Source organism: Cryobacterium gelidum (assembly GCF_004403985.1).
Classification (GTDB): Bacteria; Actinomycetota; Actinomycetes; order Actinomycetales; family Microbacteriaceae; genus Cryobacterium; species Cryobacterium gelidum.
On the sequence record NZ_SOHL01000016.1, the window covers coordinates 1 to 16,596 of the forward strand.

At 60.0% G+C, this 16,596-nt stretch carries 13 protein-coding genes and 3 pseudogenes; 8 read left to right on the forward strand and 8 right to left on the reverse strand.

Annotated features, from left to right (window positions below; genetic code table 11):
• Positions 1–279, forward strand: a 279-nt coding sequence (locus tag E3T50_RS10245) for an IS30 family transposase (RefSeq protein ID WP_134551755.1), incomplete at its 5' end; no start/stop codon positions are given.
• A 137-nt stretch (positions 280–416) separates the two neighbouring features.
• Here E3T50_RS10245 and E3T50_RS10250 read toward each other — a convergent pair.
• Positions 417–869: pseudogene (locus E3T50_RS10250) on the reverse strand (IS30 family transposase); the annotation flags it as partial.
• A gap of 226 nt (positions 870–1,095) precedes the next feature.
• On the opposite strand from E3T50_RS10250, the gene E3T50_RS10255 reads away from it, so the two are divergent.
• Both E3T50_RS10255 and E3T50_RS10260 read left to right on the forward strand, forming a co-directional pair.
• Positions 1,096–2,301 carry an IS110 family RNA-guided transposase gene (locus tag E3T50_RS10255; protein ID WP_134551756.1) on the forward strand — a complete coding sequence of 402 codons (1,206 nt, stop codon included), beginning with the start codon at positions 1,096–1,098 and terminating at the stop codon, positions 2,299–2,301.
• A 304-nt stretch (positions 2,302–2,605) separates the two neighbouring features.
• Positions 2,606–3,685 carry an IS110 family RNA-guided transposase gene (locus E3T50_RS10260; RefSeq protein ID WP_134551757.1) on the forward strand — a complete coding sequence of 360 codons (1,080 nt, stop codon included), beginning with the start codon at positions 2,606–2,608 and terminating at the stop codon, positions 3,683–3,685.
• Between the two features lie 14 nt (positions 3,686–3,699).
• Here E3T50_RS10260 and E3T50_RS17020 read toward each other — a convergent pair.
• The 4 genes and pseudogenes from E3T50_RS17020 to E3T50_RS10275 all read right to left on the reverse strand — a co-directional run.
• A pseudogene (locus tag E3T50_RS17020) lies at positions 3,700–3,913 on the reverse strand (IS30 family transposase); the annotation flags it as partial.
• Between the two features lie 207 nt (positions 3,914–4,120).
• Positions 4,121–4,657: pseudogene (locus E3T50_RS16985) on the reverse strand (helix-turn-helix domain-containing protein); the annotation flags it as partial.
• A 180-nt stretch (positions 4,658–4,837) separates the two neighbouring features.
• Positions 4,838–5,437, reverse strand: a complete 600-nt coding sequence (locus E3T50_RS10270; RefSeq protein ID WP_134551759.1) for a polysaccharide biosynthesis protein — start codon at positions 5,435–5,437, stop codon at positions 4,838–4,840.
• A 772-nt stretch (positions 5,438–6,209) separates the two neighbouring features.
• Complete coding sequence (locus E3T50_RS10275; RefSeq protein WP_198417982.1) at positions 6,210–6,719, reverse strand: DapH/DapD/GlmU-related protein; 510 nt, start codon at positions 6,717–6,719, stop codon at positions 6,210–6,212.
• Between the two features lie 206 nt (positions 6,720–6,925).
• Here E3T50_RS10275 and E3T50_RS10280 point away from each other — a divergent pair, with 206 nt between their 5' ends.
• Entirely contained in the window at positions 6,926–7,723 is a 798-nt protein-coding gene (locus E3T50_RS10280) for a glycosyltransferase (protein WP_166784271.1), read from the forward strand.
• A 17-nt stretch (positions 7,724–7,740) separates the two neighbouring features.
• Here E3T50_RS10280 and E3T50_RS10285 read toward each other — a convergent pair whose 3' ends face one another.
• Together E3T50_RS10285 and E3T50_RS10290 are read right to left on the reverse strand one after the other, a co-directional pair.
• Positions 7,741–9,846 (reverse strand): glycosyl hydrolase, encoded by a 2,106-nt coding sequence (locus E3T50_RS10285; protein ID WP_134551761.1) that lies wholly within the window; start codon positions 9,844–9,846, stop codon positions 7,741–7,743.
• Between the two features lie 78 nt (positions 9,847–9,924).
• The gene (locus E3T50_RS10290; RefSeq protein WP_134551762.1) at positions 9,925–11,034 is read right to left on the reverse strand and encodes a glycosyltransferase; all 1,110 of its coding nucleotides are present in this window, start codon (positions 11,032–11,034) and stop codon (positions 9,925–9,927) included.
• Between the two features lie 23 nt (positions 11,035–11,057).
• Between E3T50_RS10290 and E3T50_RS10295 the strand changes: the two genes are divergently transcribed.
• Positions 11,058–11,681: a VanZ family protein gene (locus E3T50_RS10295; protein WP_134551763.1), complete on the forward strand. Its 624-nt coding sequence runs from the start codon at positions 11,058–11,060 to the stop codon at positions 11,679–11,681.
• A gap of 13 nt (positions 11,682–11,694) precedes the next feature.
• On the opposite strand, the gene E3T50_RS10300 is transcribed toward E3T50_RS10295, so the two are convergent.
• Entirely contained in the window at positions 11,695–13,419 is a 1,725-nt protein-coding gene (locus E3T50_RS10300; protein WP_166784272.1) for a DUF4012 domain-containing protein, read from the reverse strand.
• Positions 13,420–13,729: 310 nt separating this feature from the next.
• Between E3T50_RS10300 and E3T50_RS10305 the strand changes: the two genes are divergently transcribed.
• The 3 genes from E3T50_RS10305 to rplC all read left to right on the forward strand — a co-directional run bounded on the left by E3T50_RS10305 (position 13,730) and on the right by rplC (position 16,593).
• On the forward strand, positions 13,730–15,196 hold the full coding sequence (locus E3T50_RS10305; protein ID WP_241990865.1) for a sugar transferase: 1,467 nt from the start codon (positions 13,730–13,732) through the stop codon (positions 15,194–15,196).
• Positions 15,197–15,616: 420 nt separating this feature from the next.
• Positions 15,617–15,925: a 30S ribosomal protein S10 gene (rpsJ, locus tag E3T50_RS10310; protein ID WP_035834607.1), complete on the forward strand. Its 309-nt coding sequence runs from the start codon at positions 15,617–15,619 to the stop codon at positions 15,923–15,925.
• An 8-nt stretch (positions 15,926–15,933) separates the two neighbouring features.
• Positions 15,934–16,593 (forward strand): 50S ribosomal protein L3, encoded by a 660-nt coding sequence (rplC, locus tag E3T50_RS10315; RefSeq protein ID WP_092107229.1) that lies wholly within the window; start codon positions 15,934–15,936, stop codon positions 16,591–16,593.
• The last annotated feature ends 3 nt before the right edge of the window (positions 16,594–16,596 follow it).

Here is a 16,596-nt window from a genome sequence, read left to right on the forward strand (position 1 = left end):
GTTGAGATGGCCTGGCATGAGGAGCTCACCGAAGCGACAGGAGTTCCGATCTACTTCGCAGAACGCTCCAGCCCCTGGCAGCGCGGCGCGAACGAGAACTTCAACGGACTGGCCCGCCAATACTTTCCCAAGGGCACCAACCTCGCCCTGCACACCTCTGAGCACGTTGACCACGTCGTCCAGGAGCTCAACGACCGACCTCGGAAAACACTCGGCTACGACACTCCGTCCGAACGGTTCAACATCGAACGCGACACACCCGAGGTGAATCCGCGATAGCCTCAAATTGCCCGGAAATACGCCGGACAATAACGCTTGTGTTGCGTCGACTCTCAGAATCCGCCCCTGTTAACGCCAACCGAAAATGGGGCCATTTTTGCGGGCGGTTTCTGGGGGTCGTTGCAACGCCGGGTGGTCTATTCAGTGATCAGCAGCTTAGCGAAGCGTTCGGCGGGGGTGTCCCAGTCGAGGGTTTTCCGGGGGCGTTCGTTGAGCTCGTGTGCTGCCGTGCGTAGGTCGTCGGCGGTGTGGGTGGCGAGGTTGGTGCCTTTGGGAAAGTACTGGCGAAGTAGGCCGTTTGTGTTCTCGTTCGATCCGCGTTGCCAGGGGCTGGCGGCATCGCAGAAGTACACGTCCATGCTTGTGCCCCGGCGGATGGCGGTGTGGTGCGCCATCTCGACACCTTGGTCCCAGGTTAGAGAGCCGCGTAGGTGTGCGGGGAGGGCGTTCATCGCGGCCACGAGGCCGTCGCGAACTGATTCGGCGGTGTGATCGACGGGCAGGTGCACGAGGATCACAAAACGAGTCGTGCGTTCCACGAGGGTGGCGATCGCGCTTTTGTTGTGGGCGCCGGTGATGAGATCACCTTCCTTACGATGTTGTGAGTGTCGGAGGCGGAGTAATGTTCCGGCAACCCTCGGGCGATGGGTATGGCTGAGGTCTCCTTGCCGCCTGGACGGCTTACTGGGAATGGCCGCCCGTCGCCCGTGTGATGACTCGACCGCTGATTGAGAATTGCGACATCGATCGCTGTGTAAGGACGTGCCGGCGCAGTTATCCGCAGGGACCATAACTCCACATTAGAAGGGACACTCTGTGCCAAAAATCTGGGCCGGCATCGACGCTGGCAAACGTGAACACCACTGCGTCGTCATCGACGAGGCAGGCAAAAAGCTCCTGTCCGAACGCGTCGAGAACGACGAGAGCGTCCTGCTGGAACTCATCGCATCGGTCGTTGACCTAGCCGACGGCGAGCCTGTGACCTGGGCGACCGACTTCAACGCTGGCGGCGCCGCACTGCTGATCAGCCTCCTCACCGCGCACGACCAACAGCTGCTCTATATTCCCGGCCGAATCATTCACCACGCCTCGGCGACCTACCGCGGTGACGGCAAAACGGACGCCAAAGATGCGGCCATCATCGCTGACCAGGCCCGCATGCGCCGCGACCTTCAACCCGTGCGCGGTGGCGATCACACCAGCATCGACCTGCAGCTCCTAACCTCGTACCGCCACGACGTGATGTGCGATCGGGTGCGCACGATCAATCTCCTGCGCGCTGTGATGCTCGAGTACTTCCCAGCACTGGAGCGGGCTTTCGACTATTCCAAAAACAAGGCAGCACTCGTGCTCCTGACCAGCTATCAAACCCCAGACGCGCTTCGCCGTCTTGGACGCACCCGACTCCAGGCCTGGCTGAAAGCGCGCGGCTGCCGCAACAGCGCCAACGTCGCCAACAAAGCCGTCGATGCCGCCGAGGCCCAACACACTAACGTCACGACCCAACCGATGGGCGCCATGTTGGTCTTCCGCCTCGCCGCCCAACTCCAAAACATCGACCACACCCTGACCGAACTCGACACCCAGATCGCCAGCTTGTTCCAGCAACACGCTGACGCTGAAATCATCATCAGCATGCCCGGCTTTGGCCCCCTACTCGGCGCGACATTCCTCGCCGCGACCGGGGGCACCATGGACGCGTTCGATTCCGCAGACCGGCTCGCCACTGTCGCCGGCCTCGCGCCCGCCCCCAGGGACTCCGGCCGCATCAGCGGCAACCTGCACCGGCCCCGCCGCTTCAACCGCCGCTTGCTCCGAACCTGCTATCTCGCGGCGCTCTCGAGCCTGAAGAACAGCCCCGCGTCACGGACCTTTTACGACCGCAAACGCCGTGAAGGCAAGAGCAGCAAACAGGCCCTCCTTGCGCTCGCCCGCCGACGCATCAACGTCCTCTGGGCTATGCTCCGCGACCACACCACTTATCAGGAACGAGTCCCCCTCCCCACGCTCACAACTACTTGACAAAGACTGTGAGTCTTGGGGTGGCTGGTCCGGGACTGGCTGGCAGAGTTGGTGTTGGTCGCTCCGCCGTGGTCGTGACTCATGACAAAACTGGCCCCTCGCGGGTGCCTTGCCTATGAACTGTCCGGCCGTGGTGGGTGACCGACGCCGGCCCGGCCCACCTCAGTGGCTTAATAAGAAGCATGCCCGATCCGTGCGGATCGTGGCTCATCACAGGTATGCCCCGAAGTGATTCCTCTCCGGATCGGCGCCGGTCGTCAGCGACTGGATCATCGCCCATCTCAAAGAAAGGAACCCGGACACTATGGACACCATAGTTGCGCACACTCATCCGTTCGTTATCGGCGTGGACACGCACGCCAGAACCCACACCTACGCTGTCCTCACGGCGGCAGGTCAGCACCTCGGAACCGAAACGTTCCCCAATACCGCCGCTGGTCGATCCCGCGCAATCAACTGGGCCGGGCGTCGCTCTGGCGGCGTCACCGATGCGCTCTGGGTGATCGAGGGAGCCGGGAGCTACGGCGCCCAGCTGGCCCGCAACGTAGCGGACACCGGCTACCGTGTTGTTGAGGCCGCACGCATGGGCCGGACGGGCCGGCGCGGCATTGGGAAGTCCGACCCCCTCGACGCACGTCGGATCGCCGCCGCTGTGCTGTCCTTACCGGTCAATCAACTCCGCACCCCTCGGCAGGATGAGGGCGTGCGGGCAGCAGCGCAAATCCTACTGACTGCCCGCGATGGACTCGCCGCTGAGCGCACCCGCGCGGTGAACGCACTCACCGCATTACTTCGGATTATCGACCTCGGCATCGACGCCCGACGTCCCCTCGGAGCACGCAAGATCGCCGAGGTCGCGCGCTGGCGCACACGAGAAGAAGCCCTCGCCGCAACCACCGCGCGCACAGAAGCAATACGTCTAGCCAAACGCATCCTCGAGTTAGACACCGAGCTCGGCCAAAACATGACGCGTATTAGTGACCTCGTCGCAGCGAGCCCTGCAGCCGAGCTGCTGGAAAAAACCGGTATCGGTCCCGTCACCGCAGCCAGAACACTCGTCGCGTGGTCCCACCCGGGCCGGGTCAAGAGCGAAGCCGCCTTCGCCGCGATCGCCGGCGTGAATCCAATTCCCGCATCATCAGGCAACACCACACGGCATCGACTAAACCGTGGCGGAGACCGCCAACTCAACCGTGCCTTGAACATCATCGCGATGGTCCGAATGGTCCACGACCCGGGAACACACGACTACGTCGAACGCCGACGCGCTGAGGGAAAGACCGACCGAGAGATCCGCCGCATCCTCAAACGCTACCTGGCCAGAAGCATCTACCGGCACCTCAACACCGCGTCAGCCACAAAATTGAGGGTTGACGAGATATAGAAGCTTCATTGAGATTCCCAGTGGCCGGGCACGGATCGGTCCTCCACCTCCCTGGGACGATCGCAGATCATGGTCATAGGGTCAACGAATCGTGATCGGCGTGCCTCGCTGCTTCTTCGTGGTTTGCGTCGTGCTCGGCCGGTGCGTAACTTCGTGGCGAGGTCGGTGGAGGCCGCTGCGGGCTGGAGAATAGAGGGCTTGATAGATAATTTCAGGGCTCGCACGCATTGTGTCGGTCGTGGGATATTCCTTGATCAGGACCCGATTGATCTGCTCGGGCGACCAGCGCACGCCAAGTTTCTTAGCGACGTATTCGCGCAGTTGCACCTTGGTGTGTAATTTTGAGTCTTTAGGCCTCGGACGACGGCCGGCGGCCAGTCGATGCGCGGAGTAAGGCTGGTATTCCCCGTGTTCGGGTTGGCGGTTTTGGGCCATCTTGCGGCTGATCGTGGACGGGGACCGGCTCATCAACGCGGCGATTGTCCGCAGGGAGCCACCGGCAACATAAAGTTCCCGGATCGTTTCTCTCTGAACTAAAGAGAGGTAGCGGACATTGATTTGCTTCTGCAGAGCGGCTAGCTCTATGGCTTGTGCTGTCGGAGTGCGGTTCACAATTCTTGTGTACTCGATCACGCAGCCGTCCGGGTAAAAACGCCGGTAGCTCGATTTACGGATCCCTTTGTCCCAGTCGACGGCAGTACTGATATCGACACCGGCCAAAGCGGCCGCCTCGCGGCGTGGGCTGTGGGTCGCACGCTGCTCACGGAACATCTCGCGCCCAGGGTGCGGTTTTGGTCTTCGAATACCGACGCTACGCGCCCGCCGGTAACCGCTGCCTCGGTTGATGCCAAGCGCAGCCGAGGCAGCAGTCACGTCACCAAGTCGCTCCCGCAAAGCCAGACAAGACGCCTTGTCCTTGCTCAGATTCTTCTCGTCGGTCGAGGACTCATTCGACAGGTTTGACATGGTCATGCAAACTCCCAAGAGTCTGGGTGTTGCGACGTCCACTAGAACGCAAAGCGTTTATGGCCCTATTTTCAGTTGGCGTTAACAAGGCCGACGCTGTCCGGGATGGACGACTGGTCCGGCGTGCATTCTTGAGGAATCACGCATGGTTCTAGCATCTGAGCCGACGTAGATGCAAATGAGAAGTCAGATGAGACGGGCGCGGATGGCGCGTTTGCGCAATGAGACGAGAACTAGGGACGGGACGACCTGGATCAGGCCGATACACATTGCGGATGCCAAGACTGGCCCCGCAGCGCCGAACGGGGTGATCAACCAAAGCGATAAGCCGACGTTTGCAGGAAGAAGAATCATGCTGCAGGCTGCTTGTGCCCATAGCCCTCTTGCGTCCGTGAGGAAACTACCAAGGGAAGCTTGCAGCGATTGGATGGCGACAAATGCGCAGAATGCTGCGGGCAAAAGCGCGGGAAATACAATTTGATCTATTGAAATTACTCTGGCCAGCCAAGGGCTGAGTGCGGCCATAGCAACCCCGGTCAACAGGGCAATTGCAGAGGTTAGAAACGCGATCCTAATTACATGAGGCTGGACAATGTGTCCGCGCGCGCGTTGCCGCGCATAAACTGGCCACAGCGCTGCAGATGCGGCGGCCATAACGGCCAAGACCGGTGAAAAAAGCTGGGAAGCGAGGTTGTACTGCGCAACTTCTTCCGTGCTCCCAACGTGGCTCAAGAGCAGACGCGCGCTCTGGATTCCAAATGGGAGAGTCACCATAATGATAAGCATGGGTGCTGCAACTCCCCAGACAGGAGCGCCAATGACTGTTCGAAACCTGACTAGGTGCTGGACTGCCCAAGCTAACGAATTTGGAACGAGCCTTCGGGCCAAGAATAGCGAGAGGGCCGAGGTTACTGCCATGCTGATGTACAAAAGAACGGGCGGCCACATGGCGTTCGTACTGAAGTAGGAGATGGCCCAAATAGACGCGGCCGTCAATGGCGGCTGTAGAGACTGGACGAGAATTTGCACATGATTCCGGTTCAGGCCGAGAAGCATGCGCTGACCGATACTCAATGGGATGGACACGGCGAAAACTACCCAGCAGGCCGTGGCAGCAAGAGAGATACCGCTAGTCGTCCCAGAAGCACCAAGTATAATCGGCCACAAGCCCAGAGCGCCGACGAGGACGCCCACCAAGAGGAACACTAGACCCGAAGCAAAGAGAGCCCTCATTGAAGAGAGCACCACTCTGCGCACATGATTGTCGCCGTCAGGTGCATCTGACTTAGCCAGCGCGTTAGTCAACGCCGCGCCAATTCCGAGGTCGGTAAAGGGAAATAAGGCAATTACTCCAACCAAGAGACCGTACTGCGCGTACGATTCAGTTCCGAACCGCGAAATTACCAAATAACTCGTCAGAAAGGCGAATAGGGCAGATACCGGCAAAGTCGCTAAACGCGCACCCCCGGATTTCAGGATAGTGCGTATCAACGCGTCGGGCTATTCTGACTCAGAATCGCACCCTGAAGTGATGGAATGTCGATCTCAGACGTCGCACTCACCACCACCATAATTTCGATCTCGACCCGTCTAACTGGTAGTCAATGTTCCGGGGCCGCTCGCCTAGTTTCTTCGCTGGGACACCACCGTAGAGGCAAAAGGGTTCGAGATTTCCTTTCGCGACTGCGCCGGCAGCGACAACGGTGCCTTCGCCAATCGTGGTTCCAGGAAGCACGATCACACGAGGCCCAAGCCAGCACCTGTCGCCGATCCGGACAGGTGCATCTGAATATGCGAAATCGGCAGATTTCCAATCGTGCTGTGCCGTCCAAACCTGCACTTCGCTCGAGAAGTTCACGTCCTTGCCGATTGAGAGTCCTCCCCGTCCGTCGAGCGTGGCGGCGTCACCTATGGACGTCCGTGCACCAATCGATATACGTCTTGCCCCTCGAGCTTTGAGTCCGTGATAAACGGTGACGCCTGGTCCAATTTCAGCCCCGAAAAGCTTCAGTGACTGGATCCTCCAGGAATGAATTGGGCAGAGCATAACAAAGCGCAATGCAGACATCTCGAGGGAGCGGTACAGGCGTGCAAGAGAATGGCTGTTGAGTCGGGAGGGCACGCACCAATTATAGGCCACTGCTTGGGGCCCAGATCGGGCATTTGTAGGAGTGCTCACGTTGGATTCACTCCATCTTGACGCAACAGGAACGGTGCGTGTGGCTTATCCTAGGGTGCGGCATCGCATCCATCGAACACGGGGATATTAGAACATTGACCGAGCATGAAGACTCCAGACCTAGCACGAATCCGCGTGTCTCAATCATTACTATCGCCTATGAGAATCGGGACGGGCTTAAATCGACTGTAGAGAGCGTTCTTGCGCAGGACGCCCGAAGGAGCGATTGGGAACTCGTTATCGTCGATGGAGGTTCCATGGACGGGTCTTTTGAATATCTTCACTCGATTGACCATTTCGCGAACTGGTCTAGTCAACCTGACCGTGGGGTTTATCACGCAATGAATATCGGACTAGGGCGTGCATCCGGTGACTACCACATTTTTCTAAATGCTGGCGATATTTTTTTCGACACCGAGTCCTTAAGTACTGTCATTAATGCCTTGGTGACGAATCCCACGTGGCTCGTCGGTGGAGCAATGCATATGAACCCAGGCGGTGCACCGTTTGTGGTAGCAAACCGGCCTCACCGGTGGGAACGCCACGCCTTAGGTTTTCAACCTCATTGTCATCAAGCGTGCGTATTCAGAGCAGATTTATCTTCCGTTCTTGGCGGGTATTCCGAGGAATTTGGCTTCGCTGGAGACTTCGATTTCATCCTTCGTGCCGGCCTCGTTGAGTCTCCTCTCGAAGTTGGTGAGATCATCGCTCGCTATGAGGGAGGCGGTAAGAGCGCTACGGGAGGCGATGAAACCCCTCAGCTACTGCACCGGATTCGGGTCGAAAGGATGCAACTCGGTCGAATCGCGTCGGCCATCGACATGATCGTAGTTAGAAGGCAACAACTACGCCAACGTGCGGTCAGTGTCAAGCGCAGGTTGCTGCTTAAATAGACCGCAGAGGAAACGATTCAAATCGGGTTGGTTATAGGGCCTTCTAAATAGACAGGGTGACCGGTCAGTTCGACTGTGATCAGTCCATCGACCGGAACAAGCGTCGACATCGCGCCAAATTGATCCGTCATCGTGATGTTCCCGTTGGCGGCATACATTGCCGTAGTGGGCGTCGTTGCCCACGCGACCCGCGTCGCATTCAAATTTGCGCCAAATACGTACGAGTAAACCGACGTGCTGTCCAGTGCATCCCGGCTACTGAACGGCTTGCCGTTCAGTAGCCGGATCATGACAGCCTCGGCGACGGCGGAGGGCTTGGGCGCGAATGCGGGTACTTCGTCCGTGACCTGGCGCAGCAGCCCGAAGTTTCCCTCGTGGTCCGAAGCGTCAGCGGTGTCATTCACGAGGTCGTACCAAAAGAATTTTTCAACACCGTTCGCAAATGCGATGGTTTGCGTTCGCACGAGATTGTCGGCTTGGTCCTGTTCTGAGAAGCTGGCCGTCGACCATCCAAGTTCTGTGATCCAAATCGGCTTGCTCACATCACCGTTGTACTCCTTGATTCGTGAAACGGCCTGCTGAAGGCTCGCCTCGATGAACTCCGGCCCACTTTCAAAGGAATAGTCGTACGGATGAAAGCTAACAGCGTCGAGGGAATCCAGACCACCGGCCGCGTATAAGGCGGTCAGCCATGCATCGTCCTGATGAGCAATTGCTGGACCCACGATGAGCGCCGCGGGATGCTCCGCTTTGACCGACGCGGCGGCAGACTGCAGAAGGGGCAAATAACACGCGGCCGTCGTTCCGCATGCACTCGTGTTCATTCGAGGGATATTGAACTCATTATAGATTTCGACGGCTGCGGAGTCATAATGCTCGACCATCTCAGACGTGAAAGCGCCGTACGCAGCCAAAGCATTCGGTGAGCTGGGAGTCTTTCCGCCATCGTAGAGCTTGTTTGCGTAGTCACTGATCGGTAGGAAACTTACGCCTGCATTTGCATAGTCCTGAATCATGGCATCGTCGTTGGTTGGGAAAGAGTACTTGCCGAGTGTGGTTTCAGCGCCGTCCCACTTAGCATCTGTGCGCACGCTTGCAATACCCAATTGAGCGACAATAGAGCCGGAGTTGAAATACGCAGGCGTGAGGTGCACGCCAACTCCGAAACGTTCGTCCGTGGGCGAAGCGTTCGTCGCTACCGGGTCGAGAATCGCGAAGGACGTGTCCAGCCGGTCGTCAGTATTATCGTTGTTGGAGATCGCAATCGAGTAATACCCGGGGTCGAGGTGTTGCAGCGACACCACGGCGAGACCGGGCTGCAGGTCTACCGTGCCCTGGTCTACGGTGGCGCCGGCCTCATCGGTGATCGTCCAGGCTGCGCCGGGGATCTTCCAGGACACGCCGATGGCCGCTTCACCGGTGTTGAGCAGCAGGGAGGTATTTGTAATCCGGGTGGGGGCAGTGAACCTCTCGAAGGACGGGTTGGCCAGTAGGTTTTCGTTGGAATTCGCGGCCGTCATGGTGACGGAGTCGAGACTCACGCCGGCCGTCGGAGCTGCCGAGAGAATACTAATCGGCATCGACATCTCGTCGGCAGCGGTCTTGTAGGTCCAGGTCTGCTCTTGCCAGGATGCATTGACGGCCTTGAAGTCGTACCGGTCCTGACCGGACCCGCCCATGATGATGGAGATGCCGGGGGTGACAGATTTCTGGCCCGCGGTTTTGACGCTTGCTGCGAGCGTGTAGGTCGTCGACGGGGAGACGGCGACGACCTGGCTCAGGGCGCGGCGGATGGTATTTTCTGCGGGATTGGTGCTGTCGATGCGCAGTCCGATGGTGCCGTTCGCGGCGTCGCCGGCTTCTGCGGCGAAAATGGATGCGGTGTCAGCGTTGTCTTGGCTCCAGCCTTCGAACGTGGCTGCGACATTCGCCGTGGGAAGCAGCACAACGGGCTCAGGCGCCGGCGTAGGAGTGGCCGTCGGGGCAGCACTCGGAGTTGCCTCCATGGTGAACGCGGGCCACAGGTTAACGGCGGTGACGCCGCCGACGAGGGCGAGCACCACGACGCCAGCGGTGATGAGGCGCCAACGGGGTTGGCGGCGGAGGCGATTGAGGATATTCATGTGTCTCTCGAAAAGTTGACGTGGAATCGTGCGGGGAAATGGGAGGCCGGGGTGGAGATCCCGTCCGGGTGACTGGGACTAAGCGTGTGCTTCTGTGGCGACCCAGCTGCGAAGTGTGGAGCGAAAAACCGACTGGTCGAACTGCCAGGCGCGATCGATGCAGTCCTGGGGGCGCATGGTCGCAGCGCGTAAAACGGCCTCACGGGCTTTGCCGCCCGTGAACTCATGGAGGTGCACGCCGGTCACGCCGTCGACCACCGATTCCGCCGCGCCGCCGATGGCGCGGACGATGACCGGGGTGCCGGTGGCCATGGCTTCAACGGGCATGATGCCGAAGTCTTCGATGGCGGGAAAGACATAGGCCAGCGCGCGTCGGTACAGGGCACTCAGGAGGGCGCGGGACGGCTTGAGCACGAACGACACCTGGCCAGGGTGCTGCGCGGCCAGCGCCTGCAGGTCGGGCAGCGACGGCCCGTCGCCGGCCAGAACCACGGCGGTGTCGGATACGACGCCGAGGGCGACGACTAGGTCCAGGCGCTTGTAGGGGATGAACCTGGACGCGCCGAGCAGGAACGTGGAGGGCAGGCCGTCCAGAATCGCCAGTTCGTCCGCCAAGAGTTCAGCGGCCGGATCGTCGGCGAACGCCTGCACATCGACGGGCGGGTGAATCACTACGCTGTCGCGATGCCACGCGTTCTGGATGCGCTGGCGGACAAACTCGCTGTTGGCTGCGATTGCCGTTGGCTCCTGGGCGCGATCGCGGTCGAGGCGCTGAAGGGGCCTCCTGACCAGTTTAGCCAGTGCGTGGTTGCCTCGCGCGTCGAGTTCCGGCGTCCAAATGTAGCGTGCAGGAGTGTGTGCGTAAACGAGCTTGGGAACCCCTCGTGCGGGCCCGGCGAAGCGGGCGTGGTGCGCGAACAGGTGCGAACTGCAGAGGATCCAGTCTGCGTCCCGGGCGCCGAGGTGCCGCCAGGTCAGGGGCATGAACGGCAGGGCGAGTGCCTTTGACTTGCGCAGCGGAGTGCGCGCCAGCCAAGTCTCGGCGACGTCGACACCGGCGAATCGTTCGGGGGCGTCATTCCAGAGTGACTGGATCCGCGCATTAGGGAAGGTCGCGACGATTTCTTCGACAACGTTCTCGGAACCTCCGCGGTTCGCCAGCCACTCGTGAACGATGATGCCTGGCATATGAGAAGCTCCCCCTGGAGTCTGTGGGCGGTCCTGTTGACCCGGGCCATCTTCTCCACCCTACGATACAGACGCCGCGCGCCTGTGCGCCGACGGCCGATTCAACATTCATTCGCAAGCAGCCCCCTTACGATGGCGGGATGGATGAGCTAATTATGACGGATCAGGAACCGCCCAAGAGCAGGGTTCGGCAACAGCTCGGCCTGACCCTGGTGCTGGCTTACGGCACCATCGTCCTGCTGGCCACGATGTGGCCGACACCCCTAGACCAGGGATTTGAGTCTTCGATCACCAAGCTGCTGGATGTACTGCACCGAAACGGTGTCCCGGAGTGGTTTGGTTACAACAAGCTCGAATTCTCGGCAAATGTTCTGATGTTCGTTCCACTTGGCTTTTTGGTGTGCATGCTGCTGCCGGTGCGCGTTTGGTGGCTCGCGTTGGTTATCTGCCCGGGAATGTCTGTGGCGATCGAACTGACCCAGGCATTTGCACTAAGCGCCCGATTTGCCACCGTGTCAGACGTGGCGTCGAACTCCGTTGGCGCCCTGATCGGAGCAATCATCGCCGTTGCGCTCCGGGCCGCGATTAACCAGCGCGACGAAAAGATCATCGCGCGGCGCATTTGGGAACTTGGGCTCGCGCGGTAGCTTGAGAGCCTGGCTATTGGCCGCAGTCACCTTCCAAGATAGTTTTCGGCGTTGCGTTGATCATTGGGGTGCCGCGAACCTCAAGTTCTCCGTATTTCCCTGCTGCGCCCTGAAACGATGCAGTAACCGTGCTGATGTCTCCGGGCGCGAGATAGACGGTGAATTTCGCGACCGGGCGGCCGAGATCGACTGCGCGGGTGGTTACCTGGGTGAGTTCCCCTTCGACATCCACGGTGGCGGAAGTGAGCGTTGCACCGACCGGTCCGTAGACGAATACTTCGGTACTGAACAAGTTGCCGAGTGTGCCGCTCTTCACGTAGTCGGGCAGGTCAGCTTGTTGCGCATTCGTGAGATTCGAGGTCAGGGTGGCCGAGCTAGTGATCGTTGGGTTTTGCGGTGCGGTGCAGATATCACTGCTCGTGGTGGTGGCCGTTTTTAGGTAATAGTCAATTTTCGATGCCGAGGTATCCCGGTAGTAGATTCCCACGACCGTGGCATCGGCATTGTCCTTGGGTAGGGTTCCCTGAAGACGGCTGCCGTCCAGTAGCTTCTGTAGGTCGGGGTTGGCGAACCAGGCCATGATACTTCCCTGATTGACGCCCTTTGTGACGGCCGCCGCCATTTCTCTCATGTCGAAGTCTCCACTGAGGACCTTGGTAAGGATGGTACTAGCTGCCTCGGCGAAGAACGCGTCGACCTTCTCCGCCTCTTTGTAGCTATCCCATCGGAAGTACACCTCATTGAGCAGGAGGCTGACGGCGTTGTCGCTGGAGAGTACGTCTCCGGTGCTCAACGTGATGGGCCCCGTGGCCTTCAGCATGTAGCTGAGGGCGAGCGGGTCGATGGAGATAACGCCGTCAACGTCTGTTCCGCGGTCACGTTGAACATGGGCCTTTAGAATTTGGCCAGCTGTGGGGAAGTCCGGCCGACTGGTCGCAGTATTCGAGTGTGTCACCAAATACTGCGAGTAGAGGTCAATCGCGCTCTGGTCCACGGCGACGTCGACGGGGTCGCGGTTGAGCAAGTCGGCGCTGCTGGCCTGGTCGGTGATCTCCACCGAGCCGTGATCGGCAGTAAGAATGCTTAACGACGCGGCGCTCCCGCCGAGGGCGGTGCTCTCCGCGTTGTTCTGGAAGGCCAGGATGTAGTTGCGGGCGCCATCTTGCCCCAGCGCCGTTCCAGCCACATTGAGTAGCGGTGCAGCGCGATTCACTGCATCTGTCGCGGTCACGAGAAGGCCATCCAGTTTGACAACAGCGTCCGACACTGGGCCCACCGTGGCCGTGGTATCGATGCTCCCCAGCTTGGACAGAGATTGGGCGAAGACCGTCTGCGCGGAGGCGACAATTGTCACGGCTTCGTCGAGTGGGGTGAGGTCGAATCCACCCGTCTTCGGGTCTCGAGCGCTCAAGTCAAACTCGCTAACGAGGGTGATAGACGGCGCCGCCACCTCCTGCACGATGTCATCGATACTCTCGGCCACGTAACGTACGCCGGTGAGGTTCTGCCCGAGCACGGGCACGAACTCGGCGATTTTCCAGGTGAGGTCGCGGGTGCCGTTCACTGCACTAGACGAACGTTGCTGCAACTCTTCGCTTGTCGCGGCCAGGCCGGTGAAGTCGCCGGCCTTGACCTGTTCCTGCAGTTGTTCGACGAGGCGTTGAGACGCCTCAAGGTCCGTCTTCACCGCAAGCGCACGCGTTGCGAGCCAGGTGCCGGCACCTAAAAAAAGAACCACGGCAACTCCGGCTCCGATCCGCACCCGACGCTTTGTGGTTGATCGCTTGGCCTGTCGGTGCGCGTGGGCACGCGTAGCGCGTGCGGTAGCGCGCCCGGAGTCTCTGGAAATCACAGGTCAACACTAGACGAGCGTTTCGGTGAAGTCGGCGAATGCCGACGGAGGTGGGCGTCGACGGCCCATGAACGGGGGGCAGTGCATGGGCGGGGCGACCACGAACCTGCCCGTTGTATGTGAAAAGATAAAGGCATCAAGCTCGGCTTCGAATGTCTACAGAGCCGACGGGCTGAAATTCCAGGGGGAACAACGCGTGGCAGTGACCGATCGGCGCACGGTAGGCGTAACGAGACGCAAGTCGTGGCAACGCGCTTTTGCGATGCGACTTTTCGCGACGGATATCATCGTCGTAATCTGCGCAGTGTTCGGGTCGCAGCTGCTGTGGTTCGGCTTCGCGCCGGTCGAGCTGGTTGCAGAGGGAGGGCTCGACCTTGAAACGAGCTATTTCACTGTTTCGGTAATTCTCGTTGTTGCGTGGATGTTGATACTCGATATTTTCGCAACGCGAGATCATAAGGTCATCGGCAGCGGCACCCTGGAATATAAGAGAGTCGCCGATGCGACTTTTCTGCTTTTCGGATTGTTCGCCATCTTCGCCTATCTGTTCAAGCTCGAAGTCGCTCGCGGATACTTTCTGACCGCGCTTCCGGTCGGGCTGGTGGTGCTCGCTCTTTCTCGGTGGAGTTGGCGCCAGTGGCTGCGCAAAAACCAGGCCGCCGGTGGCTACCTGTCGCGGGCCCTGCTGCTGGGCGAGCGTCAGAAGTCCACCCACGTTGCACAGACGATCATGCGCACCCCGGGCTCGGGCCTGCTCCTTGTTGGCGCTCTCACCCAGCCCGAGACCGTTCACAATGGGCCCATCCATGGTGTTCCCATTCTCGGCGGCTACGACGACCTGCTGCGGGCGGTCGACGAAGCGCAGGCCGACACCGTGATTCTCACTGGAGCCGACAAGATCAACCCGGCAGTGATGCGTCGGATTGGTTGGCAACTTGACGCGCACGATATCGAACTCATCGTGGCACCGGCACTGACCGACATTGCCGGACCGAGAATCCACGCACGGCCAGTCGCCGGATTACCCCTCATTCACGTGAGTTACCCGGCGTTCGAAGGCGCCCGACGGTGGACCAAGCGAAGCTTCGACGTTGTCACGTCGTCTTTGCTGATTCTGCTGAGCTCTCCGGTGCTCATCGGCGTCGCCATCGCGGTGAAGCGATCAAGCCCGGGCGACATCATCTACCGCCAGGTGCGGGTCGGTCGCACGGGCGACGTGTTCGGCATGTTGAAGTTTCGGTCGATGGTGCAAAACGCCGACGACCAGCTGGAGAGTTTGCTCGATGCACAGGGCACGTCCGACAAGCCCTTGTTCAAGGTCACGAATGATCCCCGCATCACGCCGGTGGGCCTGTTCATTCGCAAGTTCTCGCTGGACGAGCTTCCGCAGTTGTTCAACGTGCTTCGCGGCGAGATGAGCCTCGTCGGGCCCCGCCCGCAGCGCGCCGCCGAGGTGGCGCTGTACGACGACGCCGCCCACCGCCGCCTCATCATGAAGCCCGGAATGAGCGGCCTGTGGCAGGTGAGCGGGCGGTCAAACCTGAGCTGGGAAGACAGCATCCGTCTCGATCTGTACTACGTCGAGAACTGGTCGCTGACCGCGGACATCCTGATTCTGTGGCGCACGTTTCGGGCTGTGGCCCGACCTGAAGGCGCTGTCTAAGCACCGACACGCCGAGCGCGACACGCCCGGGTTGCACGAAGTGGCAACTGTGTGGCAGACTCTTCTAGTTCAACACTTTCGACGTGCGCTATGCGCCGTTGGAATCACTGCCAGGCAGTGCATAGTCGCGTCACGCTCTACGAAGAACACATTGTCGTAGCGCGCAGATTGCAGGCTAGGCCGCGGGGAGCAGAGCGCAGCATAAATCAACGATCTGGTCGGCGTGGGTTAAACCGTGCCGTCCCCCGGGTTCTGCTTCTGGGAGTCGACGTTGACGATGAGCGTCGTTTATTCGTGCGTGATTCGAAATTGACATATGAACAGTGGTGCTAATGGCAGCAGTGCTACTACGGCGTCCAATGCAACCTCGGCAAATCCTGCCGTTGTCTGTAAGACGCCTCGACAGAGAGAGAGTTCGACATGGCGGGACAGAAGATCCGCATTCGACTTAAGTCGTATGACCACGAGGTCATCGACATTTCGGCGCGCAAGATCGTCGACACAGTGACCCGTGCGGGCGCTACAGTCGTCGGCCCGGTGCCGCTTCCGACCGAGAAGAACGTGGTGTGTGTCATCCGTTCTCCTCACAAGTACAAGGACAGCCGGGAGCACTTTGAAATGCGCACCCACAAGCGTCTGATCGACATCATTGACCCGACCCCGAAGGCTGTTGACTCGCTCATGCGCCTCGACCTTCCGGCCGACGTCAACATCGAGATCAAGCTCTAGGGCCCGCGATGTCATACTCCGATACCAAGACCACCAAGGGTCTCCTCGGCAAGAAGCTCGGCATGACCCAGGTGTGGGACGAGAACAACAAGCTTGTTCCCGTTACCGTCATCGAGATCGCGCCGAACGTTGTCACGCAGATTCGCACCAAGGCCGTCGACGGCTACAACGGCGTTCAGATCGCCGCTGGTCCCATCGACCCGCGCAAAGTCAACAAGCCCCTTGCCGGTCACTTCGACAAGGCCGGCGTCACGCCGCGTCGCCACATCACCGAGCTCCGCACCGCGGATGCCGCTGACTACAACCTGGGCCAGGAGCTCACCGTTGACGGTGTCTTCGCTGCCGGCACCAAGGTTGATGTCATGGGCACCAGCAAGGGTAAGGGTTTCGCCGGTGTTATGAAGCGTCACAACTTCAAGGGTGTCTCCTCTTCTCACGGTTCGCACCGCAACCACCGCAAGCCCGGTTCCATCGGTGCTTCCTCGACCCCGAGCCGTGTCTTCAAGGGCATGCGCATGGCCGGTCGTATGGGTGGCGAGCGCGTAACCGTGTTGAACCTCAAGGTGCACGCTATTGACGCCGACAAGGGCCTCATGCTCGTCAAGGGTGCCGTTCCCGGCGCTCGTGGCCGCCTCGTATTCGTTCGCAACGCAGTGAAGGGAGCCTAGTCA